24 protein-coding genes are annotated in these 25,915 nt (G+C 66.7%); 9 read left to right on the plus strand and 15 right to left on the minus strand.

Annotated features, from left to right (window positions below):
• Positions 1-61: 61 nt before the first annotated feature.
• Together MG068_RS11445 and MG068_RS11450 are read left to right on the plus strand one after the other, a co-directional pair.
• Positions 62-736: a response regulator gene (locus MG068_RS11445; protein ID WP_006370279.1), complete on the plus strand. Its 675-nt coding sequence runs from the start codon at positions 62-64 to the stop codon at positions 734-736.
• Positions 729-2,108: a sensor histidine kinase gene (locus MG068_RS11450; protein WP_132810234.1), complete on the plus strand. Its 1,380-nt coding sequence runs from the start codon at positions 729-731 to the stop codon at positions 2,106-2,108. The genes MG068_RS11445 and MG068_RS11450 overlap by 8 nt, the downstream gene beginning before the upstream one ends.
• A gap of 968 nt (positions 2,109-3,076) precedes the next feature.
• Here MG068_RS11450 and MG068_RS11455 read toward each other — a convergent pair.
• From MG068_RS11455 to MG068_RS11465, 3 genes are all read right to left on the minus strand, one after another.
• Positions 3,077-5,422, minus strand: a complete 2,346-nt coding sequence (locus MG068_RS11455; RefSeq protein WP_132810235.1) for a GH92 family glycosyl hydrolase — start codon at positions 5,420-5,422, stop codon at positions 3,077-3,079.
• A gap of 102 nt (positions 5,423-5,524) precedes the next feature.
• The gene (locus MG068_RS11460) at positions 5,525-5,848 is read right to left on the minus strand and encodes a thioredoxin family protein (RefSeq protein WP_132810236.1); all 324 of its coding nucleotides are present in this window, start codon (positions 5,846-5,848) and stop codon (positions 5,525-5,527) included.
• A gap of 5 nt (positions 5,849-5,853) precedes the next feature.
• Positions 5,854-6,270, minus strand: a complete 417-nt coding sequence (locus MG068_RS11465) for a baeRF12 domain-containing protein (RefSeq protein ID WP_019337746.1) — start codon at positions 6,268-6,270, stop codon at positions 5,854-5,856.
• A 162-nt stretch (positions 6,271-6,432) separates the two neighbouring features.
• Here MG068_RS11465 and MG068_RS11470 point away from each other — a divergent pair, with 162 nt between their 5' ends.
• Both MG068_RS11470 and proP read left to right on the plus strand, forming a co-directional pair.
• Entirely contained in the window at positions 6,433-6,660 is a 228-nt protein-coding gene (locus MG068_RS11470; RefSeq protein WP_049462507.1) for a hypothetical protein, read from the plus strand.
• Positions 6,661-7,137: 477 nt separating this feature from the next.
• Complete coding sequence (gene proP, locus MG068_RS11475; RefSeq protein WP_132810237.1) at positions 7,138-8,625, plus strand: glycine betaine/L-proline transporter ProP; 1,488 nt, start codon at positions 7,138-7,140, stop codon at positions 8,623-8,625.
• An 84-nt stretch (positions 8,626-8,709) separates the two neighbouring features.
• Here proP and MG068_RS11480 read toward each other — a convergent pair whose 3' ends face one another.
• The 11 genes from MG068_RS11480 to MG068_RS11530 all read right to left on the minus strand — a co-directional run bounded on the left by MG068_RS11480 (position 8,710) and on the right by MG068_RS11530 (position 20,947).
• Positions 8,710-9,327 (minus strand): hypothetical protein, encoded by a 618-nt coding sequence (locus MG068_RS11480; protein ID WP_132810238.1) that lies wholly within the window; start codon positions 9,325-9,327, stop codon positions 8,710-8,712.
• 109 nt (positions 9,328-9,436) lie between these two features.
• Positions 9,437-10,063 (minus strand): ATPase, encoded by a 627-nt coding sequence (locus MG068_RS11485; RefSeq protein ID WP_132810239.1) that lies wholly within the window; start codon positions 10,061-10,063, stop codon positions 9,437-9,439.
• A gap of 3 nt (positions 10,064-10,066) precedes the next feature.
• Positions 10,067-10,408, minus strand: a complete 342-nt coding sequence (locus MG068_RS11490) for a type II toxin-antitoxin system prevent-host-death family antitoxin (RefSeq protein ID WP_005413623.1) — start codon at positions 10,406-10,408, stop codon at positions 10,067-10,069.
• Between the two features lie 70 nt (positions 10,409-10,478).
• Positions 10,479-12,074, minus strand: coding sequence for a sensor histidine kinase (locus MG068_RS11495; protein WP_132810240.1), 1,596 nt, complete (start codon positions 12,072-12,074; stop codon positions 10,479-10,481).
• Between the two features lie 9 nt (positions 12,075-12,083).
• Entirely contained in the window at positions 12,084-12,488 is a 405-nt protein-coding gene (locus MG068_RS11500) for a response regulator (protein WP_019337750.1), read from the minus strand.
• Between the two features lie 136 nt (positions 12,489-12,624).
• On the minus strand, positions 12,625-14,079 hold the full coding sequence (locus MG068_RS11505; protein WP_071227971.1) for a surface lipoprotein assembly modifier: 1,455 nt from the start codon (positions 14,077-14,079) through the stop codon (positions 12,625-12,627).
• A gap of 90 nt (positions 14,080-14,169) precedes the next feature.
• On the minus strand, positions 14,170-14,934 hold the full coding sequence (locus MG068_RS11510) for a Slam-dependent surface lipoprotein (protein ID WP_032129432.1): 765 nt from the start codon (positions 14,932-14,934) through the stop codon (positions 14,170-14,172).
• A 53-nt stretch (positions 14,935-14,987) separates the two neighbouring features.
• Positions 14,988-18,110 (minus strand): TonB-dependent receptor, encoded by a 3,123-nt coding sequence (locus MG068_RS11515; RefSeq protein ID WP_132810241.1) that lies wholly within the window; start codon positions 18,108-18,110, stop codon positions 14,988-14,990.
• 182 nt (positions 18,111-18,292) lie between these two features.
• On the minus strand, positions 18,293-19,249 hold the full coding sequence (locus MG068_RS11520) for a FecR family protein (protein WP_132810242.1): 957 nt from the start codon (positions 19,247-19,249) through the stop codon (positions 18,293-18,295).
• An 82-nt stretch (positions 19,250-19,331) separates the two neighbouring features.
• Positions 19,332-19,835, minus strand: coding sequence for an RNA polymerase sigma factor (locus MG068_RS11525; RefSeq protein WP_006370408.1), 504 nt, complete (start codon positions 19,833-19,835; stop codon positions 19,332-19,334).
• A 185-nt stretch (positions 19,836-20,020) separates the two neighbouring features.
• Positions 20,021-20,947 carry a LysR family transcriptional regulator gene (locus MG068_RS11530; protein WP_006370410.1) on the minus strand — a complete coding sequence of 309 codons (927 nt, stop codon included), beginning with the start codon at positions 20,945-20,947 and terminating at the stop codon, positions 20,021-20,023.
• 151 nt (positions 20,948-21,098) lie between these two features.
• Here MG068_RS11530 and MG068_RS11535 point away from each other — a divergent pair, with 151 nt between their 5' ends.
• The 5 genes from MG068_RS11535 to MG068_RS11555 all read left to right on the plus strand — a co-directional run bounded on the left by MG068_RS11535 (position 21,099) and on the right by MG068_RS11555 (position 25,442).
• The gene (locus MG068_RS11535) at positions 21,099-21,965 is read left to right on the plus strand and encodes a pirin family protein (RefSeq protein WP_110712506.1); all 867 of its coding nucleotides are present in this window, start codon (positions 21,099-21,101) and stop codon (positions 21,963-21,965) included.
• A 71-nt stretch (positions 21,966-22,036) separates the two neighbouring features.
• Positions 22,037-22,717 carry a hydrolase gene (locus MG068_RS11540; RefSeq protein WP_132810243.1) on the plus strand — a complete coding sequence of 227 codons (681 nt, stop codon included), beginning with the start codon at positions 22,037-22,039 and terminating at the stop codon, positions 22,715-22,717.
• 56 nt (positions 22,718-22,773) lie between these two features.
• A complete protein-coding gene (locus MG068_RS11545) occupies positions 22,774-23,415 on the plus strand; it encodes a hydrolase (protein ID WP_110712507.1) in 642 nt (213 codons plus the stop codon).
• A 116-nt stretch (positions 23,416-23,531) separates the two neighbouring features.
• Complete coding sequence (locus tag MG068_RS11550; RefSeq protein ID WP_110712508.1) at positions 23,532-23,921, plus strand: OsmC family protein; 390 nt, start codon at positions 23,532-23,534, stop codon at positions 23,919-23,921.
• 126 nt (positions 23,922-24,047) lie between these two features.
• Complete coding sequence (locus MG068_RS11555; protein ID WP_132810244.1) at positions 24,048-25,442, plus strand: ABC-F family ATP-binding cassette domain-containing protein; 1,395 nt, start codon at positions 24,048-24,050, stop codon at positions 25,440-25,442.
• A 131-nt stretch (positions 25,443-25,573) separates the two neighbouring features.
• Here the strand turns inward: MG068_RS11555 and MG068_RS11560 are convergent, their stop codons facing one another.
• Entirely contained in the window at positions 25,574-25,903 is a 330-nt protein-coding gene (locus MG068_RS11560; protein ID WP_005409871.1) for a hypothetical protein, read from the minus strand.
• Positions 25,904-25,915: the final 12 nt, after the last annotated feature.

Consider the following 25,915-nt stretch of genomic DNA (forward strand, 5'->3'; position numbering starts at 1 on the left):
CACGTCACGGTAAGGTGACGGACTTGCGCCAAACTTGCCCCAACCTTGCACGAAGCTTGCAATGCGAATCCTGCTGATCGAAGACGATGCCGCCCTGGCCGATGGACTGATCCGCGCCCTGCAGGGTGCCGGCCATCTGTGCGACCACCTCTCGCGCGGACTGCACGCGCCTGCGGCGCTGGCCAGTGCTCCGTATGACGTGATGGTGCTGGACCTTTCCTTGCCGGACGTGGATGGCCTCGACCTGCTGTCGCGCCTGCGCAACGATGGCGCCACATTGCCGGTGCTGATTCTCACTGCGCGCGATGGCGTGGAGGATCGCATCCTTGGCCTCGACCGTGGCGGCGATGACTATCTGGCAAAACCATTCGCGCTGGGCGAGCTGGAAGCGCGCCTGCGTGCGTTGTCGCGCCGCCGCAGTGACGCACCCGCACAGAAACGATTGGGCCGGCTGTGCTTCGACAGCATCCGCAACGAAGTGCAGGTGGACGGCCAGCGCATCGAGCTGACCGCGCGCGAGCTGTCGCTGGTCGAAGCGTTGATGCAGCACCCTGGCCGCACCGTGACCAAGCAGCGCCTGTTCGATGCGCTTTACAGCTGGGACCACGAGGCCAACCTGTCGGTGATCGAGGTGCACGTCAGCCGCCTGCGCCGCAAGCTGGAGCAGGCCCGCGCCGGCGTCGGCATCCGCATGCTGCGCGGCCTCGGCTACCGGCTGGAGGCCGTGGGTGACTGAGCGCGTGCACAGCCTGCGTGGCCTGCTGCTGCGGCGCCTGTGGCTGCCGCTGCTGGTGCTGCTGCTGTGCAGTGCGGTGGGTTCATTCGCGCTGGCGCGCTTCTATGCCGGCCAGGTCTACGACCGCTGGCTGCTGGATTCGGCGATGTCGTTGTCCGAGCTGGTGACGGTGCAGGACGGCCGCGCATCCATCGAGATCACCCCGGCGGTATCACGCATGTTCACCTGGGACACCGCCGACGAAGTGCATGGCGAGGTGGTCGATGCGGATGGCGGGCGCCTGTATGGCGACCTGCCCGAGGCATTGCCACGTCCGGCGAGCGCCGCCGCGAATGACGATGCGGTCTACTACGATGCGCGCCTGCGTGGTCAACCGGTGCGCATGGTCGAAGTGGTGGTCAGCGCCGGCCCGGGCCATGACATCCGGCTGCGCGTGGCCGAGACACTGCGCAAGCGCCACCGGCTGGAACGCAAGCTGCTGCTGACCAGCGTTCCGTTCCAGGCCGCGATCCTGGCACTGGCGGCGTGGCTGGCCTGGTCCGGCACCGGCGCCGCCGCAGGCCACGCCAACCTGGTCGCACGGAAGCTGGCCAGCCCGCGGCCGGATCCGTTGGCACCGCTGGATCCGGCGCAGGAGGCACCGCGCGAACTGTGGCCGGCGGTTGAGGCCTACAACGCCCTGCTGCAGCACCTGGACGCGATGCAGGATGCGCAGCGGCGCTTCGTCAGCAACGCCGCACATCAACTGCGCACCCCGTTGGCGGCCATGCAGGTGGAGCTGGAGAGCTCATTGCGCCAGCATGATCCGCAGGGCCAGCAGCTGGCGTTGTCCGGCACGCTGGCCGGGTTGGCCCGCTTGCAGCATCTGGTCAACCAGCTGCTGATGCTCAGCCGCTCCGAAGATCCACATGGCAGCGCACTGCCGCTGCAGCCAGTGGACCTGGCCGCGTTGGCGCGTAGCGTGGTGGAGCGCTATGCGGACCGTGCATTGGCTGCAGGCGTGGACCTGGGTTATGACGGGCCCGACGACGGCGTGCAGGTACAGGGCGATCCGCAGCTGCTGCGCGAGGCGTTGGGCAACCTGCTGGACAACGCGCTGCGCTACGGTTCCGTGCCAGGCGTGATCACCCTGGGACTACAGCAGGATGCCGAGGGCGTGCAGGTGTGGGTGGACGATGACGGCACCGGCATTGCCGAAGCCGAGCGCACGCGCGTCACGGAACGCTTCTACCGGGCCAGCAGTGAAGGCGATGGCTGTGGGCTGGGACTGGCGATCGTGGCCGAGATCGCGCAGCGGCATGATGCGGCGCTGGTGATCGATACCGCCCCGATCGGTGGCGCGCGGGTGGGGATGCGGTTTCGATCCCGCTGACGTCCTGCGTGCCAACCAACGTTGGCACCTACCCGGTCACGCCATCCGGTAGACGCCCACCCTGGTGGGCGCTGTTGACGTCCCGCATGCCAACCAAGGTTGGCACCTGCCAAAAGCACCCCAGCCGGCGGATTCCGGTAGACGCCCACCTTGGTGGGCGCCGTTGACCTCCCGCGTGCCAACCGAGGTTGGCACCTACCAAAGGCACCCCACCGGCGGATCCCGGTAGATGCCCACCTTGGTGGGCGCTGTTGACCTCCCGCGTGCCAACCAAGGTTGGCACCTACCAAAGGCACCCCTCCGGCGGATCCCGGTAGACGCCCACCTTGGTGGGCGCTGTTGACGTCCCGCATGCCAACCAAGGTTGGCACCTACCAAAAGCACCCCAGCCGGCGGACCCCGGTAGATGCCAACCTTGGTGGGCGCCGTTGATGCTCCGCGTGCCAACCAAGGTTGGCACCTACCAAAGGCACCCCAGCCGGCGGATTCCGGTAGACGCCCACCTTGGTGGGCGCCGTTGACCTCCCGCGTGCCAACCGAGGTTGGCACCTACCAAAGGCACCCCTCCGGCGGATCCCGGTAGATGCCAACCTTGGTTGGCGCTGTTGATGTTCCGCATGCCAACCAAGGTTGGCACCTACCAAAGGCGCCTCGGCCGGCGGATTCCGGTAGACGCCCACCTTGGTGGGCGCTGTTGACCTCCCGCGTGCCAACCGAGGTTGGCACCTACCAAAGGCACCCCTCCGGCGGATCCCGGTAGACGCCCACCTTGGTGGGCGCTGTTGTCCTCCCGCGTGCCAACCGAGGTTGGCACCTACCAAAGGCACCTCGGCCGGCGGATTCCGGTAGACGCCCACCTTGGTGGGCGCTGTTGACCTCCCGCGCGCCAACCAAGGTTGGCACCTACCAAAAGCACCCCAGCCGGCGGATCCCGGTAGATGCCAATCTTGGTTGGCGCCTACCCATCATCATCGGCTCATCGAATACGGCGCCTGCGCGCCCTGCCCCGGCCAGTCCCTGTTCGGCTCGGCCTGCATGCTGAAGCGCAGCTCGCCACCGGCCAGGATCTCGTCGTGGCGCAGGAAGGTGCGCTGTAGCGGCTTGCCGTTGAGGCTCACGCTGCCCACATAGGTGTGCCTGTCATCCAGCCCATCGGCCACGATGGTGAAGGTCTTGCCGTTCGGCAGGCGCATCGCGGTCTTCGGCAGGAACGGGCGGCCGAGGATGTACTCACCCGAGCCGGGGGCCACCGGGTAGAAGCCCAGCGCGGTGAACACGTACCACGCCGACATCTGACCGACGTCATCGTTGCCGGCCAGGCCATCGGGACGGTCGGCGTACTGGGTGTCCATGATCTGCTTCAGGCGCGCCTGCGTGCGCCACGGCTGGCCGGCATACGCATACAGGTAGGCCACGTGGTGGCTGGGCTCGTTGCCATGCGCATACCAGCCGATCAGGCCGGTGATGTCTTCCATGTGCTCGAAGATGGACGGATCGACCTTGGCGTTGAACACCTCGTCCAGGCGCGCGAGCAGCTTGTCACTGCCACCGTGCGCTGCCGCCAGACCGGCCACATCCTGCGGCACGTACCATGAGTACTGCCAGGCATTGCCCTCGGTGTAGTCGGTGCCGTATCCACTGGCGCTGGGGTCGAATGGCGTGCGGAAGCTGCCATCGCGCTTGCGTGCGCGCATGAAGCCGGAGTCTTTGTCGAAGGCGTTGCGCCAGTTGCCGGCGCGCTTGTCGAAGGTGGCCGCAACATCGGTCTTGCCCATCGCCTGTGCCATGCGAGCAATGGTCCAGTCGTCGAAGGCGTACTCCAGTGTCTTGCTGGCCGCTTCGCCTTCCTCGTCGATCGGCACATAGCCCAGCTCGCGGTACTGCGCGATGCCGTCGTAGGGCCCGTAGTTGGCGGTCTCGACCATCGCCTTCAGCGCCTTGTCGGCGTCGAAGCCGCGGATGCCCTTCACGTAGGCGTCGACGATCACCGGCACCGCGTGGTAGCCGATCATGCACCAGTCTTCCAGGCCATGGAACGACCACACCGGCAGCATGCCGTAGGGGCTGTGCTCATGGTGGGCCAGCATCGAATTGACGAAATCGCTGTTGCGCTGCTCCGGCTGCACCAGCGTCAGCAGCGGATGCAGCGCGCGGTAGGTGTCCCACAGCGAGAACGTGGAGTAGTTGGTGTAGCCCTTGGCCTGGTGCACCGCGTTGTCCGAACCGCGGTACTGGCCATCGGCATCCATGAACAGCGTCGGCCCCAGCATCGTGTGGTACAGCGCGGTATAGGCGCTGCGTCGCGCATGTTCCGGCGCTTCGATATCCAGCACCGACAGCGCCTGCGTCCATTCCTGCTTTGCCTGCGCGCGAATGCGGTCAAAATCGAAGTCCGCCACTTCCGCGTCGAGGTTGACGATGGCACCGGCTTCACTGACCGGCGAGATCGCAACCTTGACCACCAGCGGTGCGTCCAGCTTGCCGAATGCGAAGGTACCGACCAGCTGACGGCCTTCGATCTGCGCCCGCTGCGCTGGATCCTTCTCGCCCGGCGGCGGGAAGCCCTTGTAGACAATGTCCTGCTCGGTGTTGTGCAGCTCATGCCCGGAAAGCGGCCGCGAGAAACGCATCGCGAAATACAGCTGGCGGCCCGGCGCCCAACCACGGGTTTCGCGGAAGCCGGTCACCGTGCCATCGGCGCGCACCCGCACCCGCGACCACAGCACCTTGCCCGGGTAGTCGTACATGCTGGTGCGCATGTCCAGCAGCACCTTGGCATCGGTGCCCTTGGGGAAGGCATAGCGGTGCACGCCCACGCGCGCACTGGTGGTCAGCTCCGCGCGCACCTTGTAGTCATCCAGGGTGACTGCGTAGTAGCCCGGCTCGGCCTTCTCGTCGTCGTGGCGGAAACGCGAGGCGTAGCCGCTGCGTGGCTTTTCCGGATCACCGCGCTCCAGGCCGGGATTGCCGGTGAACGGCATCAGCAGGATGTCGCCGAGGTCCGAATGACCGGTGCCGGAAAAATGCGTGTGCGAGAAGCCGACGATGCTGCTGTCGTCGTAGCGATAGCCGGCTGCCCAGCCATAGGCCTTTTCGCGTGGTTGGATGCGTGTGTCCGGGCTGAGCTGGACCATGCCGAACGGCACTGTGGCACCCGGGTAGGTGTGGCCTTCACCTCCAGTACCAATGAACGGGTCGACCGAGGCGTAGGCCTTGTCGGCGGCGGTTTTGGCGGGAGCGGCCGACGCCAGGCCGGAAGCGAGCATTGCCGTGGCGGCGACAGCGATCAGGAGACGACGGTCCAGCGTGGGCATCGGCGTTTGGATCGATTCAGGTGGTAGCCGGATGCTAGCACTGGGCCTGTCACGCCGCATGCTGCAGTGCGACTGCCCGGTGTCCCGCGCCGGGTTCAATCATCAACCGGGAAGCGCGCTCTGCAACGACATGAGGTCCGCACTGTCCAGCGGCCTCACCACCCGCGCGACCTCTTCTCCATCGCGCAGCAGCACCACTGTCGGCCACAGCTTCACCTTGAACGCTCGCCCCAATGGCCTTCCCTTGCCATCCTCGATCTTCCAATGCGGCAGATCGTTCGCTTCGACGAAGACCTGCAACGCGGGCTGCGCGGCCTGGCAATGACCGCACCAGGGCGCACCGAACTCCAGCACCTGCCACCCAGCCTGCACCGCCACCCCCGCAAAGGTGGGCTCGTTCGGAAGGTGATCACGCATGAACGGCATGAGCGCTACGCCGCCAGTGCCTTCTGGATGTCTTCCAGCGGCGCGTTGGTCAGATCCTTGGCAATATCCCCGAGCAATCGCGCCTGGACCTCTTTATGCAGCAGCGGACGGATGCGACCCAGCGTGGTCGGGTCGGCGATCAGCACCAGGTGCGCATAGCGGTTCTTCAAGGCATCCTCATTGAGCTGTTCGGCCACCTGCTTGGCGAACGTCGCCTCGTTGAGCTGCGAGACCGACATGTCCTTCGGCACTGCACCCGCAGGCCCCTGCCCGGACACGCCCTGCTCACTGATGTCCTGCAGGCGCAGCTCGCCCTCCTGCTTCAGGGTCAACTGATGGTTGCTGCCCACGTTGGTGAACACCCGTGCCGAACCACCGTCGGCTACCACGATCAGCGTTCCTTCGGGAATCGTCCGCGCCATTGCATCCTCCGTCAACTTGAAAAGTGGGTGTGCGCTCCACCTTATGCACGCCTATGTCACCAGAGCGCGTACAGGATGTGATTCCGTCATCGCAATCTGAAATCCGCCCTAAATTTACCCGGAGGCCTGCCGCTATGGCCTCCATCATCGCGAGGAACCGCTGTGCACGCTGGCTCACTGTTCCACGTCTGCTTCGCCACCAGCCTGGCCATTGCCGGCTGCGCCGGCTGCATCCACCAGTTCCTGCAGGGCCAACCGTTCTTCGCCCTGGCCATCATGCTCTCGGTGCTCACGATGATCGGCGCCGCACTGGTCACGCGGAAACTGGCACTGCCGGGCGCCTTGGCGATGGCCTGCACGGTGTTCGGTTTGCTGGCGAAGTCGGCCTGAGCCTTCTGAACAGGCGACGTGGAACACAGCGTGCAGATCAGCCCGCTTCGCTGCACGCTCACGCCGGTGCCGTTATGATGAACGGATGATCGACACGACCCACTACGTGACGGGCGCACCTGTTACGTGGAAAGCACTGCCGACCGGCGCTTCGCTTGCCACGAATGCTCCCGCCCTGCATTTCCATCGCCTTGCGCTGGATCCCGGCGGATGACGCCCGCAGGCCCACGGCCTGCCTTCCCCACACGCTGATGTGACACGCGGCTGCCAACTGCGCGGCCGTTGTGATCCCGTTGCCGCGTTTCCGCCGTTGCGGCGGTGCTTTGCCGTGCGCGTGGCGTTGCGCCTGCACACATTCCCCGGCCCCCACGCCGCCTTCCGATGCCCCTGCGCCACTTGCGCCTGCATCGCCGTTTCCGATTTCCGGGACACACCACAGCACCCATTCCCCTATTCCATACCTACAAGGGAGCCCCTATGCAGGACACGCCCGATTCCCATGCCCACTTCGGCTGGTTCAAACGCCGCCGCCACCTGAGGGTCGATGAGATCACCGTCGTCGACAAGCCCATGCTCAAGCGCGCCGTCGGTGCCGCTGCACTCGGCAATGCCATGGAGTGGTTCGACTTCGGTGTCTACGGCTATCTGGCCGTCACCATCGGCCAGGTGTTCTTCCCGTCGAGCAATCCCACCGCACAGGTGATCGCGGCCTTCGCCACCTTCACCGTGGCATTCCTGGTGCGTCCACTCGGCGGCCTGGTGTTCGGCCCGCTCGGCGACCGCTATGGGCGCCAGAAGGTGCTGGCGTTCACCATGATCCTGATGGCGCTGGGTACCTTTGCGATCGGCCTGATTCCTTCCTACGAGCGGATCGGCATCTGGGCACCGGTGCTGTTGCTGCTGGCGCGTGTGGTGCAGGGCTTTTCCACCGGCGGCGAGTATGGCGGTGCGGCCACCTTCATCGCCGAGTATTCCACCGACCGCAACCGCGGGTTGATGGGCAGCTGGCTGGAGTTCGGCACGCTGGGCGGCTACATCGCCGGCGCCGGTACGGTCACCGCGCTGCACATGCTGTTGAGCAGCGAACAGATGCTGGACTGGGGCTGGCGCATTCCATTCCTGGTGGCCGGCCCGCTGGGCCTGCTCGGCCTGTACATGCGCATGAAGCTGGAAGAGACCCCGGCATTCCGCGCCTTCGCCGAGGAAGCCGAGAAGCGCGAACATGATCGGCCCGGGCTTGGCGCGCTGTTCCAGGTGCACGGCCGCCAGCTGCTGGTGTGCATGGGCCTGGTGCTGGTGTTCAACGTCACCGACTACATGCTGCTGACCTACATGCCCAGCTACCTCAGCGTGACCATGGGCTACGCCGAGAGCAAGGGCCTGCTGCTGATCATCATCGTGATGCTGGTGATGATGCCGTTGAACATTGTCGGCGGGTTGTTCAGTGACAGGCTGGGCCGCCGCCCGATGATCATCGGCGCCTGCATCGCGCTGCTGGTACTGGCGATTCCATGCCTGCTGCTGGTCGGCAGCGGCAACGACTGGATGATCTTCCTTGGCCTGATGCTGCTGGGCCTGGCGCTGGTGTGCTTCACCAGTTCGATGCCGTCCACGCTGCCGGCGCTGTTCTATACCCCGGTGCGCTACAGCGCGCTGTCGATCGCCTTCAACGTCTCGGTATCGTTGTTCGGTGGCACCACGCCGCTGGTGACCGCGTGGCTGGTGGAACGTACCGGCGACCCGCTGGTGCCGGCCTACTACCTGATGGGCGCGGCGGTGGTCGGCCTGATCACGATGCTGTTCGTGAAGGAAACCGCCGGCCTGCCGTTGCGTGGTTCACCGCCGGCCGTCGGCAGCGACAGGGAAGCTGCGGCGCTGTTGAAGAGCGATGTGCCGGTCACGGTGGACCCGAGCCTGCCGCCGCTGCCGGACGTTGCTGAGCCCGAGCAGGTGAAGCCGGCCTGAGGCTCGCCGCGAAATGCCACACGCATGGCCTGGATCTACATGGGGCCTGTGGCGCCGGGCGGATACGCCCGGCGCTACCTGGCGCTATTTCTTGATGCGGGTCAGCTTCCCCGGCGTCCAACGCAGCGTCCAGGTGTAGTTTCCGTCCGGCGGACAGACGTGGCGGTTCGGGCTCTTCCATTCGCAGACCGTCGCCCCGGCACTGACGGTGAAATCGACAATGATGCGATCACCCTGGATGCGGATCGCGCGGATGGCGCCTGGAATCTGTTCAACCGCGTCGTCACCATAGCCATACTGGCGGATGGCGGCATAGTCCTCTGCTTCCACCGGCGACAGGCTGTTCGGGTTCTCCTGGCCGCGCGGATCGTTTGCCGTCAGCGTCGTCATCACCGCCACCACATTGCGTTGCGCGAAGCTGCCGCCGGTGTAGGTGGACGTATAGAAGTACACGACCTCGGCACGGCCATCGCCATCGAGGTCGGCAACAGCGGTCCACACCGGACGGAAATCGGATTCAATGTCGTCGCCGGGAATCAGCCGCAGGTTGGCTTCGGCGGCGAGGTAGGCCTGTACCAGGCTGGGCGGCGGCGCCACCCGCTTGGACGCGGCAGGCGCGGCCGTCGCCGTCAGGCTGGACAGCGCCAGCGCAGCAAGCACCAGGCAGATCGAAGTGGAGCGGAACGTCGCAGGTCCGTGCATGTCGTCCTCCACGAGTGTGCGGTCAGTCTAACCGCAGCTCCGGTGGCGCCCAGTCGTGCACGGCGCGGTTTCGCGCGATGCGTGAAAGACATCCACACATGGCGTGGATCTACTGCGGGGTGTCCAACTCCATCGCGCGCATCACGATCGGTTTGGCCCAGTCCGGCGTGTGCAGCAGTTCGGCCACCGAGACCGGGTACTGCAGCTGGCCGCGCTCCATCGCCAGCACCGGGAGGGGCGCGGCGCAGCCTTCTGCGTCGGCCGGCGCGCTGTTGTCGTAGACATGCAGCTCAGCCAGGTGCGGCAGCAGGTCCAACAGGTTCTCGCGCGCCGAATCGAAGCGGGCGTGGATCTTTTCCACCGGAATATCGTGGCCACCGGCCTCTACCCGCGCCGCCACGCGGGCGATGTGCAGCTCGACCGTGGCCAGGCCACAGAACCAGATCGCGACGTGATGGTGCTCGCAGGCCTCGCGCAGCAGGCGCGGAATGGTGTTGCCACCCAACGTCGTCTCGAAGGCGAAGTCCGTGCCATCAGCCATGGCCTGGCGCAGGCGGCGGGTGCCTTCCTGCCAGGCCTCGGCATTGGCTTCGGGCAGCGGCCAGCCAGCCTCGACCAGGCGGCGGGTGAACGAATCGGGGTTGAACCAGCTCAGTCCTTCGGCTTCCAGCCAGGTACCCAACAGCGAACTTTTGCCGGCGCCATTGACGCCGGCCAGCACCAGGATCCGCCCCATCGTTCAGAGCGGACGGCCGAGGGTGACCTTGCGGCCACGGCGGATCGGCTGGCCCAGCACCTTGCCCAGCCCCTCACCGCGCTGCAGGCTGGCCAGGGTCTGGTCGAACTCACCGCGCAGGCGCAGCAGTTCTTCACTGCGCTCACCGGCGTCACCGCCGGCGGCCTTGGCCAGCAGCTCCTGGTACGTGCGGATATCCACGATCACCGCTTCCGGATGATTGTGGTTGGTGATGACCAGTGCCTGCTTCTCGCGCACGGTGCGCATCAGGCTCGGCCAGCCCCGGGTCTTCACCGACGAGGCCGGGGCCTTCTCAAGGCCAGGCAGATCCAGCGGCAGGGTCATGGCACGGCTCCAGACGGGGATAGTTGAGGCCATTATGCCCAATTTGGCCCAATTGGGGATAAATGGACCATTACCTGACGGAACCCTCCGCCGCCGCGCCCGGCGCATCGGTCTGCAGCAGGCTGTCGCGCTCCCGCAGCGGGAAGCGGATCCAGGCATCCAGGCCTTGTGGACCAAAGCGCAGCTCCCCGCTGCCAGCCAGCTCGTACGGCACGCGCTGCTCGATCAGCGCCCGGCCCAGGCCACGCTGGCGGGGCAGCTCCCAGTCCTCCACCTCGGCATGACGCTCGCACCAGTGCAGGCCCAGCCATGGCTGGCCGGCCTGAACCTGCAGATCCCAGGTGACCTCGATCCGGCCATCCTCATGGGTGAGCGCGCCATGCCTCAGCGCGTTGGTCGCTAATTCGTGGATCGCCAGGGACAGTACTTCGGCTGCTTTCGGCGGCAGCAGCACGTCCTCGCCCTGCAGGCGGTAGGCGGCCGCTGCCGGCGTCTGCGCAGCGATCTCCTCGTCGAGCATGCCACGCAGGCAGACGCCGGCATTGGCACCACGGGTCAGCAGGCTCTGCGTGCGTGCCAGCGACATCAGTCGCCCGCACAACCGTTCAGCGTATTCATCCACACTGCTGACCGACTCGCGGGTCCGCCAGGCAATGGCATGGATGGTCGACATGATGTTGCGCACCCGGTGCTGCAGTTCGGCCAGCAATACCGATTGACGCTCAGTGGCACGCTTGAGGTCGTCGATGTCCACCGCGATGGCAAATACCCCGCTGACCTCACCGTCGCCATCGCGCAGGGGCGCGGCAGCGACCCGGGTCCAGCGCGCGCGGCCATCATCATGCAGGTACTGGAACTCCAGCCCCGGCACCACGGTCTCGCCGCGCATTGCGCGGGCGATGGCGAAGTCGTGCGCCTCGATGGCGTTACCGTCCGCATGCCACCCGCGCCATCGATGCAGGTTCACCTCATCCGTGGAAGGCACCTTGCCGCTGGGCAGGTAGGCACGCATCTGGTCGTTGGACAGCTGCAAGCGCCCCTCGGTGTCGACAATGCAGACACCTACCGGCAGCACCTTGAAGGCCAATGCCAGGCGCCGGTCCGCCTCCCGCCGCTTCTGCTCTTCGCGCTCGCGTGCCAATTGGGCCACATGTGCCGCTGTGGTCTCGAACATGGTCACCAACACGCCGTTGATGCGCCCCTCCTCGCCACGGATCGGGCTGTAGGTAATGGTGAACCAGACGTCCTCCAACCGCCCTCGGCGCGCCAGAGGATAGAGCTTGTCCTCGTAAGTGATGGTTTCGCCCTGCCAGACGCGCTGGTAGATCGGCCCGTTGATATGCCACACCTCGGGCCAGCACTCGCGGGTCGGCTGGCCGAGCCCGCCGGGATGCTTGTCGGCCAGGATCTCGGCATAACCATCGTTGTAGAGCTGCACCAGCTGCTCGCCCCACAGCACGATCATCGGGAAGCCATGGGCCAGCATCAGGTCGACGGTGGCGCGCAGGTGGGGCGGCCAATGCTCACAGGCACCCAATGGCGTGGACGACCAGTCGTGGCGGGCGATGCGCGCGGCCATGCCATCGTGGCGCGCATGCAGGCGCGGCGCAGGTGGCATCGAGCCACGCAGCTTGGCAGCGTGGATGCCTTCAGGACGGCGCGACATGCCGCGCAATCAGGCGATGCCCGCAGAGACCTGCGGCGCCGCCACCAGCCCGGCCAGCTGCTGCACCAGGGTTTCGATGTGATAAGGCTTGGTACAGCGCGGCGCGCTGGCGAAGCGGCTGGGCAGGTTGTCGTCGTAACCGGAGGTCAGCAGGAAGGGCGTACCCGCCTCGGCCAGCCGATCGGCCAGCGGATAGACCTGCTCACCGCCCAGGTTGATGTCCAGCAATGCCACATCGATGGGATGGGTATCGACCAGTTGCCCCAGCGCCTGCAGGTCACCGGCCGGCCCCACCACCTGTGCGCCTTTCAGCTCCAGATAGTCGACCAGGAACATCGCGATGGCGAATTCATCCTCCGCCACCAGTACACGCAGCCCTTTCAGGCCCTCTGGTTTGTTGCCCGCTTCCAGCACGACCGGCGCTCCTCGATACACGCGGCCCAGCTCTGCCGCAACGCCCGCAGGATGCGCGAACCGGGCTACAAGAGCGCGTGATGATGGATGAAGATCGCGGCCACGGCCCGTTCACCGCGGCATTGCAGCGGCGTGTTCAGAAGGCCCGCTCCCACTTCAGGCTGAGCAGGCTGCGGTCGTGGCTGTACAGCCAGCCAACGTTGCTGTCGATGCGCGCGTAGCGCAGGCTCAGGCTGGGTACCAGCCCGGCCACGGCAAGGCGCTCGCTGCGCACGATGGCGATCAGGTTCTGTTCGCTGTCCTCACGCCGCGCCTCCAGCAGCGGACTCCACGCGTCGTAGTCGCGCTCGCGCAACGAGACGAATACGGTGGCGGTGGTGCCACTCCATTGCCGCGCCGCACCCAGCCGCACGCCGCGCTGGCGATAGCCGTTGGCCGGGTTGGCGGCGCTGCTGTCACTCAGGTCCAGCCCGGCAAAGAGGGTCCAGCGCGGGTTGAGCGCACGGAACCAGGTGGCATACACCGCGGCCAGCTCACCGTCGTAATTGCTGGCCAGGCCACGCTGGCGATAGCGCTGGCGCTTCCAGTCGGCCTCCAGCTTGAGCAGGCTGCGCGCGTCCAGCGCATATTGCCATTCGCCATGCAGCCCGCTGCCGCCCTGCAGGGCCCGGTTGCCGACGCCCTGATAGTCATAGCTGGGGGCGATCTGCAGGGTATGCCGTGCGCTACGCCAGCTGTAACCCGCCTGCACGTTGGCATTGAGCTCGTTGTAGGCGCTGTGCCCGCGCCATGCCTGGCCGAATGCGAGGCCACGCACGTACACGCCATGGTGGCCCTTCAGTGCCCAGCGACGTTCGAGGTTACCGTCATAGTCCAGGCCCATGGCGCGCTGGGCATCGGGAAGATTGCGCTGGATGATGCAGGTGTCGCCTGCCCCGAACAGGCAGGTGCGGCTGGCCGAACTGCGATTGATGTTGTCGCTCCATGCCGGGCCGGCGGACAGCGCGCCTTTCCAGCGCTGGCGCGCCTGCAGCGCAGCCAGATAGGCGCCCACCCGTCCGCGTACACCTGCGGTGGCAGGGTCATCGGCGCTGATGCCATCCTCGATCGCCGTGAACAACGCCACCGCATCGCGATCGCGCTGGTCCTCGGCGTAGACGCGCGCAAGTTCAAGGCGGGCCGGCAGGAAATCCGGCTGTGCCTCCAGCAGCGCCTCGTACTCGTTGGCCGCGCGGTGGTGATTGCCGGCCACCCGCGCCAGGCCGCCCTGCGCATAGTGGCGCAGCAACGGGTCGTGGCCGGGCAGTTCGATGTATTCATCCAGGAAGCGTTGCGCGGCGCCCCATTGCTGATGCTGCAGCGACAGGTACAGCGCCTGGCCCAGATCGTCGACCGTGCGCTCCACGCGCAGGGTCTGGCCGTCGATGGTGATGGTCGGTCGCTCCGACTCGGCCTGCTGCAGGCGCTGCTGGTCCTGCTGCTGGTGGCGCAGGTCGGTGCCCTGTTCGAGCACGCGGCGAAGATCGTCCTGCTGGGCGCGAGCGTCGGCGGCCGCCAGCAGCAGTACGACAAGGAAGATGGGATGGCGCATGGTCGATCCGTGGTGGTGCATGCAGCGGGCCGAAGCAGGGACTGGCGGATCGCGGCTTGTCCCTGCCCTGCCCCGTCAGGGGCGTGGCAATCAGTTCTTGCTGCCGCCGAAGGCGGTGTCGTACTGGCTGTTGCCGCTGAAGGTGGCGATACCGGCCAGGGCGGCCGCGTTGGCGCCGAAGAACTGCCCCTGGGTGGTGCCGGCAACGCTGCCGTTGGCGGTGGCCGAACCGGCGAACGATGCGTCGGCACTGTTGATGTTGGCAACGATGGCCAGGTTCAGGCCGTTGCCCGACAGCGCACCATCCAGGGTGCCGGCGCCGAAGTCGGCGTCGAAGGTGCCGCTCAGCAGGTTGCTGCCGTTGAACTTGTTCAGGCCAGCCACGGTGTAGGACGCCACGCCGGCGGGCAGCGTGGTGCCGGCGCGGTCACCGACGAAGTAGACCTGGCGGTTGTTGAAGCCACCGGCGGCGCCATCCTTGGACCATTCACCGAACCAGACATCGCCACTGCCGACCTTGACGAAGTTGAAGTGGCCCATGCCAGCGTGGCTGCCCGGTGCGCCGGTGATCGGCATGGCCAGGGTACGTACCGTCACGCCATTGACGGTGGTGGGTGCCGAGTAGGCGCTCAGGCCCTGGAAGTCCACCGGCTTGGCCTGGGACACGGTGCCGACACCGATACCGGCCTTGCCAGCGCGGTGCGGGCCGCCATTGACCTGCGATTCGCCAACCGCCACATACAGCTCGGCATCGGTCTTGGCACTGGCGGCACCAACGATATCGGCAGCATGCGCGGCACCGACCAGAGCCAGCGAGGCGGCAACGGCGAGAACCGAACGGGAGATCATTTTCATGGTATTGCTCCTTGGTTGAGGGAACTACGGGTACAACGCTTGAAGGTGGGAGATCAGAAGCGTGCGGTGACGCCGAGCTTCAGGGTGCGACCCGGGGCCGGCAGCGTGGACCGCGTGGCTGGATCGACGTAGTAGCGGTTGCCGAGGTTGCTGCCGACCAGTTCGACGCTGGCATGCTCGTTGAAGCGCCAGCGCGCATAGGCATCGACGGTGGTGATGTTTCCCCAGGTGAACGGCACGTTCTGCCAGAGCAGGCCGCTGCCACCGCTCAGCAGGCGGTCACGGTAGGCCTGCAGATCAGGGTTCTCGTGGCGCTGGTAGTGCACGATGCGGCTGCCAAGCTCCAGGCGCTCATCGAACAGGCGCGTGCCCAGCGACCAGTTGATCGACAGCTTGGGAATGGCCTGGGTCAGCAGGTAGCCACCGACGAAACCATCCTGCACGCAGTTCGGGACCAGGCCGCGGTTCGCATCCAGGAGCACCGCCGTGCTCTCGTCACACACCTCGTTTTCCAGCGTGCGGGTGATGCCCAGATCGGTGAAGAAGCGCCGGCTGTCGAAGCGGGCCTGCAGTTCGATGCCACGGATGGTCTGCTTGTCGATGTTGTCGAACAGGAAGTTGCCATCGCGCTCGATCACGTCACGGGTCTTGTGCACGTAGTACGCCAGCTTGACGTCGGCATCGGCGGTGTTGCCGAACAGGGCCGACAGGTTGTGCACGTAGCCCACTTCGTAGTTGTAGGCGTGCTCGGGCTTGAGCGCATGCAGCGGATTGAGGCTGCCGGAGAAAGCGATCGTGCTTTCGAACATGCTCGGGAAGCGCACCGCTTCGCTGTAACGCACGTAGGCACGGGCGGCCGGGGACAGGTGTGCAGTGGCCGAGAAGGTCGGCAGCCAGGCATGGTCGCGGCGGCGGCTGTTGCGTGCATCGACCGACTGCGACTGTACGCTGTTGCCGATGTTGCAGACCTGGTCGCTGCCGGCGAACACCGGCTGCACGCCGGGAATGGCCGCCACTTCGCCATTGAGGCAGGGATTGCCGGCGCGGGTGTAGTTGCCATCGGCATCGGGCAGCCAGGGCCGCGTGTACCTGACCGGACGCGGCGTCTCGTACGGTGCCAGCAAGGCACGGATGCTGTCATCGATGAACCAGCCCATGCCGCGCTTTTCCCATACGGCGCGGCGTGCTTCCAACGCGTCGATGCGGGCCTGCAGATTGGCGGGACGGGGCGGCAACTCGTTCACGGTGTACTGCGCTTCCTTGCCACCTACGCCCTTGGTCAGCAGCTCGGGGTGCGCCTCGAGGAAATCGTCGAAGGCCCAGTAGCGGCTGTAGCGCACGCCTGCATTGAGGGTAAGGAAGTCGACCGGCCGCCACTCCAGGGTCAGGTAGCCCTCGCCCTCCTGTCGGCGCCCGGCACGCGGGAACATGCGCCAGCCATCGGTGGTACCGAAGTACGGATCGCTCGAGCCGAGCTTCTCGTACTGCCAGTTGCCGCCCACGGTCAGGTCCAGGGTCGAATGCAAGGCGAAGCGGTTGCTCAGGATCAGGCCGGTGCGGTCGTTGCGCGCGTTGGCCAGCGCGGTGTTGCGCAGGATCGGGCTGGCGTCCGGGTTCCATGCCGGATTACCCACTGCGAAGTTCGGGAAGCCGCCAGCACTGTAGGTATCGCTGTCCGTCTCCGTGCGCCACAGGTTGGCGTAGAGGTCCAGCCAGCGGCTGCCGGCCGGCTGGAAGCGGTATTCCAGGTTCCAGGCATCGGACGCAACCCGGCTGAGCGGCCACTGGATGCGTCCGTAGTCGGGCGCGGACAGGATGCGCGACGGCATGATCTCGCCGTAGTGGGACAAGGTACGCCGCCAGGTAGCCTTCAGCTGCTGGTCGTCGTTGATCTGCCAGCTGCCCTTGACCAGCCACGACTCCTGTTCGCTGGAGGTATTGGGCACTTCATCGCCCGGTTTGAAGTAACGCGCCAGCGTGGTGATGTAGTCGATGCCCTGGTACTCGTACTGCTCGCGCCGGTCCTGGTCGTAGTACGCGCTCCCCTTGCTGCCGGAGAAGTAGTTGCCGCGCTTGCGCCAGGCGTAGGCAGCCATCAGGTCGACGTTGTCGCCGCGTACGCCCAGTGCCAACCGCCAGGCCTGGTCTTCGCCATCGAAGGGGTTGTTGCCGCTGCGCGACTTCACCGGCACCACCAGGGTGCGGTCATCATAGGGCGAGTTCGGCGAGCCCTGCGGGAACCCCGGCACCGTGCGGTAATCCTCGCCGGTGTGCAGGCGCGGCAGGCGTGGCGCCACCGCATTGCTGCTGCCTTCGATCTTCAGCTCCCCGCCGAAGCGTTCGCCGGCAGCAACAATGTCGTCAACGTCGATGGTCTTGATCACCAGCGCACCACCGATCCCGCTGTGCACATCGCGCACCAGCCCTGGCCCCTTGATGACCTGGATGCCACCAATCAGGTTGGGATCGATGTAGTTGCGGTTGCTCACGCCGTTGTAGCCGCGCCAGACCGTGAGCGCCTGTTCGCCGCCGTCGATGCTGACCGGCACCCGCCCGGGCCCCTGGATGCCGCGGATGTTGATGTCCAGCGCGCCGCTGTTGCGCGCATCGCCACTGAACACGCCGACCAGATCCTTGACCACGTCGGCCGGGTTGGAGCCACGGTAGCGCTCCACCCGGTCGCGCCCCGAATACGCCGTGGTCAGGTCCAGCGCGAACACATCATCGTAGCCGCGCCGATCGCGGGCCTCGCCCCCTTCCGACTGCAGGCGACCGGCCACGTCCAGCGTCTCGGTCACCCGCACCCCTTCCCCTTCACCCGCCTCCGCTGCGGCCCGCAGGCTCCAGGTGCCGTCCATGCCGCGCTGTGCGCGCACGCCGCTACCGCGCAACAGCTGCTGCAGGGCCTGCATCTGGCTGTACTCGCCACTCACCGCACTGGAGCGGCGGCCCTCCACCAGGTCACTGCGGAACACCACCTGCACATCGGCCTGGCGGCCAAAGGCACGCACGGCGTCGGCCAGGGGCTGTTCCGGAATGGCGTACTGGCGCACCGGCGCGACGATCGCCGGTTGTGCCTGCACGGCCGGCACCCAGGCCAGCGGCAGCAATGCGGTGGAAACGGCCAGGGCCAGAACGGTGGCGCGACGATGACAGGCGGATGCCGTGGACGGCATGGACAGGAACTCCTCAAGCGTGGCTGGACCACGGGCACATCCGGTGCCGGTGGTGTGTCTGGCTTGAGGAAAAACGGTGTTTCGCTCTGGCTATACCTCTATAGACAGCGGGACACTGCAGGTGCCCACGGTTTTTTCATGTTTTTTTCATGCCGCGTATTCCGCCATGAACCGGCGGCACCTCACCACAGCACCAACGCGCCACCGGGCAAGCGCTGCACGCGCAGTCCTGCCTGTGCGGCCACGGCATCGATGGCCGTCTCCGGCTGCTGCAGGTGGAACAAGCCACTGACCCGTACGCTGGCACCCTGCCCACCCAGTACCCAGACCGGGGCACGACGGTAGCGCGCCAGATCGGCGATGGCCTGCGTGGCCGACTGATCATCGATCACTACCTCGCCCCGCCGCCATGGCGCCACGGCCTCGGGATCTTCCAGCCGCACAGGCTGCAGCCAGCGACCGTCACGGAACGCCCGTGACTGCCCCGCATGCAGGCGCTGTACGCTGCCATCGCCCGGACGCACCTCGACCACACCCTCGCTGACCTGGGTGGTGACCGTGGTATCCAGCATCGACACACTGAAGGCGGTACCGATGTCACGGACCAGGCCGCCCGCCGCCTCGACCTGGAACGGGCGCGCCTCGTGCGCCACCTGGAACCAGGCCTGGCCGCGCAGCAGGCGCAAGTGGCGCTGCTGGCCGTCGAACTCAATCGCCAGTGCGGTGCCAGCGTCAAGTACGGCGGTGCTGCCGTCGTCCAGCTGCACCACGCGCGGCGCATCACTGCTGCGCAGGTCACTGCGCGCCAGCAACAGCGCCTGCGGTGCGGCCGCGACCATCAGAACCACGGCGGCGGCGCTGGCCAACAGCCATGGCAGGCGACGGCGCGGTGCGACCGGACGCAATCCCTGGCGGTCGGCGGTCAGTTCAGGCAGCGCCGCCAGCACGTCGGGCCCGGCGGCATCCAGCCCCTGCCAGAAGGCCTGCTGCTGGCGCCAGGCCAGCGCATGGCGCGGATCGGCCCGCAGCCAGCGCTGCAGGGCTCGTTGCTGGCGTTCCGGCAGCGGGCCTGCACTGCACTGGATCACCCAGCGCAACGCCTGCCTGGCCTGACGCGGCGAGGGTTCGGACGTGGTCATGGTTGTGGCCTGCCGCACCACGAACGGGTGCGCTTTCCTGTTGTGACAACGGCGGGCGCGATCTGCCCACGGCAATCGCCGGTCATCGGCGCGTTCCCTGTTGATGCTGCTGGATCAACAGCGCCGCGCGCAGCACATGCTTGCCGACCAGGCTCTTGGAAATACCCAGCCGTGTGGCGATCTCGCGCTCGCTCAGGCCCAGGTAGCGGTTGAGCACGAAGCACTCGCGCACCTGCGCTGGCAGCGCGAGGATGGTCTGGGTGATCTCGCGCAGCTGTGCCTGGTCCAGCGCCTGCGCCTCGCCGTCGTGGCCCGCCTCGGCCATGTCGGCGGCGTACTCGGCCATCGCGCGCCGCTCGCGGGCGTCGGCCTGGCTGCGGTTGAGCGCATGGTGATAGGCCATCCGGTACAGATAGCCGCGCGGCTCCAGGATCGGTGGATCACCGGGCACGCTGCTGGCCTTCAGGTACAGGTTCTGCAGGGTGTCCTCGGTACTGGCCGGGTCGAGATAGCGCGCGATGAAGCGAGACAACGCACGGCGCTCACGGATCAGCAGCTCGACCAGCGCCAGGGCATTGGGAGACATAGGTGCCAAGGCCGGACCGGGGAATGATGGGCGTGATGGCGACGGTCCGGACATGGATTGTGGGCTGCGCGGCCGCAGGCGGCAAGCGAAGGCCGGTCGCGCGGCACCAGGATCATCCACGCATGGCGTGGATCTACCAGGCGGCGGCGGATCCAGTAGATCCACGCCATGCGTGGATGCGGAGCCTACGGTTCGTCCAACGCCTCGAAACGCTCGGCGAGGTAATCGATCAGCGCGCGTACCGCCGGCAGCAGCCCACGCCGCGAAGGGAACACCGCATGCACGATGCCGTGTTTCGGCACCCACTCGGGGAGCACCGGCAGCAGCGCCCCGCTCTCCAGCTCATCGGTGATCATCATCCGCGGCAGCATCAACAGCCCGACCCCGGCCACCGCCGCTGCGCGCAACGCGATCATGTCATCGCTGACCAGGCGCGGGCGGTGATGCACGCTGGCCTGGACCTCGCCAGGCCCACTGTATTCCCACACATGCTGCTGACTGGGCGAGGCCAGATCGACAGTCGGCATCATCGCCAGGTCGGCCGGCACCTGCGGCGTGCCCAGCCGCTGCAGCAGCGCCGGGCTGGCACTGGTGCACCACACCCGGCGCGCCAGCACGCGTACCACAAGGTCGCTGTCCTCCAGTGGCGGCGGCCGTACCCGGATCGCCACGTCCACGCCCTCGCCCACCACATCCACGCGGCGGTTGGTGGCGTCCAGCTGCACCGTCACCTGCGGGTGCAGGGCCAGGAAGTCGGCCAGCATCGGGCCGATGCGCGCGTGCAGGATCGCGATCGGGCACGCCAGGCGGATCGTGCCGCGCGGCTCGGCGCGCGACATCGCAATCGCTTCTTCGGCTGCTTCGGCCTCGACCAGCATCGCCTTGCAGTGGCGGTAGTAGTCCTGGCCGACCTCGGTGACCGAGAAACGCCGCGTCGAGCGCTGGATCAGGCGCACGCCCAACCGTTCCTCCAGCAGCGCGATGCGCCGGCTCAGTTTCGACTTCGGCATGGCCAGCGCCCGGCCGGCCTGCGAGAAGCCGCCGTGCTCGACCACCATGGCGAAATAGAACAGGTCGTTGAGGTCACAACGGCGGATATCTGCGATGAACACGGGGCGATCTCCTGCGGCCCACGGCCTGCCGCCATTGTTCACCAGATAGGACTATGACGGCAAATATTGGCGTCTACCGGCCCAATTGTCACGGCGATATCGTCTCCTGCAACGAAGAACAGCGGCCGGCAGCCCCGGCCAGGAGATCGCCATGAAGCGTGTCACCGGTACCTACAGCGCCCCCCGCCCGCACTGGGTGGGCGATGGATTCCCCGCCCGCTCGATGTTTTCCTACAACACCCACGGCCAGCACCTGAGCCCGTTCCTGCTGCTGGACTATGCCGGCCCGTACAGCTTCGCCCCCAGCGATACCCCGCGTGGGGTCGGCCAGCATCCGCACCGCGGTTTCGAGACGGTCACCATCGTCTATGAGGGCGAGGTCGCCCACCGCGATTCGACCGGGGCCGGCGGCACCATCGGCCCGGGTGACGTGCAGTGGATGACGGCTGCCTCCGGCATCCTCCACGAGGAATTCCACACGCCGGAATTCAGCAAGCGCGGCGGCACGCTGGACATGGTCCAGCTGTGGGTCAACCTGCCGGCGCGGGACAAGATGGGCGCACCGGGCTACCAGACCCTGCTTGACGCAGAGATCCCCTCGGTGGATCTGCCTGAGGGCGCCGGCCGCGTGCGTGTCATCGCGGGCCGCTTCGACGGCCACGCCGGTCCGGCGCGTACCCACACGCCGATGGATGTCTGGGACATCCGCCTGCAGCAGGGCCACCACGCCGAACTGCCGGTGGCCGATGGCCGCACGCTGGCGCTGGTGGTGTTGAAGGGCCAGGTCCGGATCAACGGCGGCCAGCCGGTCGGCGAGGCGCAGCTGGTCACCTTCGATCGCAGCGGCGAGGACGTGTTCGTCGACGCCGACAGCGACGCCACTGTGCTGCTGCTCAGCGGCGAGCCGATCGACGAGCCGGTGGTGGGCTACGGCCCGTTCGTGATGAACAGCCAGGCCGAGATCAGCCAGGCGGTCAACGATTTCAACAGCGGCCGCTTCGGCCAGATCGCGCACTGAGCGCTTCCGCGCGGCGGGCGATGACCCGCCGCGCCAATGGGCCATCGCCCACCTTCCCCAGGAGACTGACCATGAGTACCCCCGCCAACTTCAACGGTGCCCGCCCGGTGATCGATCCGGACAACGCCGCGATGCTGCTGATCGACCACCAGAGCGGCCTGTTCCAGACCATCGGTGACATGCCATTCACCAGCGTGCGCGCCCACGCCACTGCGCTGGCGAAGATGGCCACGCTGGCAAAGATGCCGGTGATCACCACCGCCTCGGTCCCGCAGGGCCCGAACGGCCCGCTGATCCCGGAGATCCACGACGCGGCCCCGCATGCCCAGTACGTGGCGCGCAAGGGTGAGATCAACGCCTGGGACAACCCGGAATTCGTTGCTGCGGTGAAGGCCACCGGGCGCAAGCAGCTGATCATTGCCGGCACCATCACCAGCGTGTGCATGGCCTTCCCGTCGATCGCCGCCGTGGCCGATGGCTACCGGGTGTTCGCGGTGATCGATGCCTCGGGCACCTATTCGAAGATGGCCGAAGAGATCACCCTGGCCCGCGTAGTGCAGGCCGGCGTGGTGCCGATGGACACCGCCGCGGTGGCCTCGGAGATCCAGCGCAGCTGGAACCGCGACGATGCCCAGCAGTGGGCCGAGGTCTACACGAAGATCTTCCCGAACTACCAGCTGCTGATCGAGAGCTACCTCAAGGCGCAGGACGTGCAGAAGAACCAGGAGCAGCTGGATTCGCAGCGCAGCTGAGCTACCCCCCGGGGTGCCGGCCCGCTGCCGGCACTCCTCCCAACCGGAGACCCATCATGTCCAGTGAACCGATCCGCGACCCGGCCAGCGACCACCTGCTGACCCCGAAGAATTCCGCCTTCATCATCATCGACTACCAGCCGGTGCAGGTGAACTCCATCGCCTCGATGGACCGCCAGCTGCTGGTCAACAACATCGTCGGCACCGCCAAAGCCGCTGTGGCTTACGGTCTGCCGATCGTGCATTCGACGGTCAACGTCAAGACCGGCCTGAACAAGCCGCCGATTCCGCAGCTGCGCAAGGTGCTGGGCGACTACCCCACCTACGACCGCACCACCATCAATTCCTGGGAAGACGTCGAGTTCCGCAAGGCGGTGGAGGCCACCGGCCGCCGCAAGCTGATCATGACCGCACTGTGGACCGAAGCCTGCCTGACTTTCCCGGCCCTGGATGCGTTGAAGGAAGGCTATGAGGTGTACGTGGTGGTCGATGCCGTTGGCGGCACTTCGCTGGCGGCGCATGATGCCGCGTTGCGCCGCATCGAACAGGCCGGGGGCCAGCTGATCAGCGTGCCGCAGTTGTTCTGCGAGCTGCAGCGCGACTGGGCCCGCTCAGAAACGGTGCCGGCGTTCATGAACCTCTTCATTGAAACCGGTGGTACGGCAGGCATCCAGTTCTCGTACGATCGTACCGAGTGAATGGGTGGCGGCGCTGGCCTTGGCTGGCGCCGCCTTTGGGAGCAGTCGAGCATGGCTCGACGCTACAGTGGGTTTGGTCGAGCGTGGCTCGACGCTAGAGACAGATGGAGAATGTGATGGCCTACGCGCGCATTGTTTCGACCGGCGACAACTACCTGCACCACATCAGCAATGGAAGCTTTGATGTAGACGCTGACGAGCCCGCCTCGCTGGGCGGTCAGGGCAAGGGCTTCGCGCCCTTCGATCTGTACCTGGCCTCGCTGGCCGCCTGCACCGCCATCACCCTGCGCATGTATGCGCAACGCAAGGGCTGGGAGCTGGGCGAGTTCCATGCCGAGCTGCGCTCGGAACGCGACGAAGATGGACGCTTCCACGTGCACCGCGTGCTGCATGCCAGCGCCGAGCTGAGCGATGCGCAGTGGCAGCGGTTGCTGGAGGTGGTGGAAAGGACCCCGGTGACGCTGGTGATGCGCGAAGGTGCGCGCATCACCAGTGAGCGCGGCTGAAGGAGGTCTGGCCCACCTGCGGCGGATCTTGGCCGGTTCCTCGCTTGCTCCGGCCTCGCCCCTGTTCCAAGCTGCGCGTCCGCGTTCGGATGCAGTGAGCGCGCAGCAACAGGAGGACCGCACGCGATGTTACGTGCCCATGCTTTGGATCTGGATTTCAACGGCCGCGCCCTGCTGGCCGACGTCAACCTGCACCTGCCCTCAGGTGCCCGCATCGCCCTGATCGGCGACAACGGCGGTGGCAAGAGCTGCCTGCTGCAGATGTTGGCCGGTACTCTGGTGCCCAGTGGCGGGACCATCATCCGGCGCGATGGCGCACGCATCGCCTACGTGCCGCAGCACGTGCTGGATGACTCCTCTCGCAGCGGCGGCGAGCAGATGCGCCATGCGCTCGCCCGCGCGCTCGATGCCGCCCCCGATGTACTGCTGCTCGATGAACCCAGCAATCACCTGGACCGCAGTGCACGCCGCTCGCTGATCGCGCGCCTGCGCCAGTTCCACGGCGCACTGTTGGTGGCCACCCACGATGAAGCCCTGATCGATGCGCTCTGTAATGAGCTCTGGCACATACGTGGCGGGCGCGTGAGCCACTTCGGCGGCCGCTACCGCGACTATCAGGCGGACCTGCAGCAGCGACGCGAGGCCAGCGACCGGCAGCTGCGCCAGCTGGATCAGGAGCGCGGCCAGGCCCATGAGGCGTTGATGCGCGAACAGCAGCGCGCTGCCAGCTCGCGGGAACGCGGTGTGCGCAAGGTGGAACAGCGCAAGTGGGGCGGCGTGCGTTCAGCCACCAAGCTCGGCCGTGGCAATACCACCGCCGGCAGCAAGCAACTGCTGATCCGTGAGCAGCAGGAAGACATCGTGGCTCGTCGCAATGACCTGCAGCGCGAGACCATCATCGAGCCTACCTTCGCGTTGCCGGCCGGCTGGCGACGTGAGGGAGTGGTGGTGCAGCTGACCGACGCCAGCGTGGCGCATGCCACGGAAACGGTGCTGGGTGGACTGCATCTGCGCCTGGATGTCGGCGATCGCCTGGCGATCACCGGTGACAACGGCAGCGGCAAGTCCACGCTGGCACGCGCGCTGTGCGGCGACCCAAGCATCCGCCGTGATGGTGACTGGTTGCTGCCGCCAGCTGATCAGATCGCCCTGCTCGACCAGCACTACCGGGACCTGCCGATGCAGGCCACGCCTCTCCAGGCGCTGTCTGCCCAGATGCCGGACTGGAGCCAGACCCAGTGCCGGCTGCACCTGGCCGACTTCCTGTTCCGCGGCGATGCCACGGCGCAGACGCCCGTGTCCGCATTGTCCGGTGGCGAACGGGCGCGGCTTTCATTGGCATTGATGGCGGCCAAGCCCCCAGCGCTGCTGGTTCTGGACGAACCAACCAACAACCTGGACATGACGCTGCGGATGCACCTGCTGCAGGTGCTGCGGGTGTTCCCGGGCACTTTGGTGGTGGTGTCGCATGACGACGCGTTTCTGCAGGCGCTGGAGCCGGGACAGGTGCTGGCGTTGTAGCTGCCGCCGGGTGTGGCCTATCCACATACGGCGTGGATCTACTGTAGAGCCGAAGGCAACGGCAGGGGCTGTTGCCAACGTCGCGTGCAACCGCCCGAAAAGCCGAGCATGGGCCCGGCTCTGCGGAAGGCTCAGCGCCGTGAATGCAGCACGGTACGCTGGCGCATGGCGTTGAATTCCTGCTCCACCTGCTGGATGTCCTCGGCCTGGAAGCCGGCCGCATCCAGCAGCTGGTCGGCGGCAGCCGCCGCCAGCGGATCATCGTCACGCTGGCGCCAGCAGCGCGCCGGCAGGAAATAGCCCACTTCGCTGCGCCCGCGCATGATCACCACCGGCCGGCCCGCATACAGCAGGAACTCGGCCAGGTGCTGGCGCAGGCCCTCCACTGAAACATAGGCCGGTCCAACACCCAGCATCTGGCTGGACGGTTCGGGACTCTCGAACAGCTTGCGACGGCTCATCCACTCCTCCTT

It is taken from the genome of Stenotrophomonas sp. ASS1 (genome assembly GCF_004346925.1).
GTDB lineage: Bacteria > Pseudomonadota > Gammaproteobacteria > Xanthomonadales > Xanthomonadaceae > Stenotrophomonas > Stenotrophomonas maltophilia_A.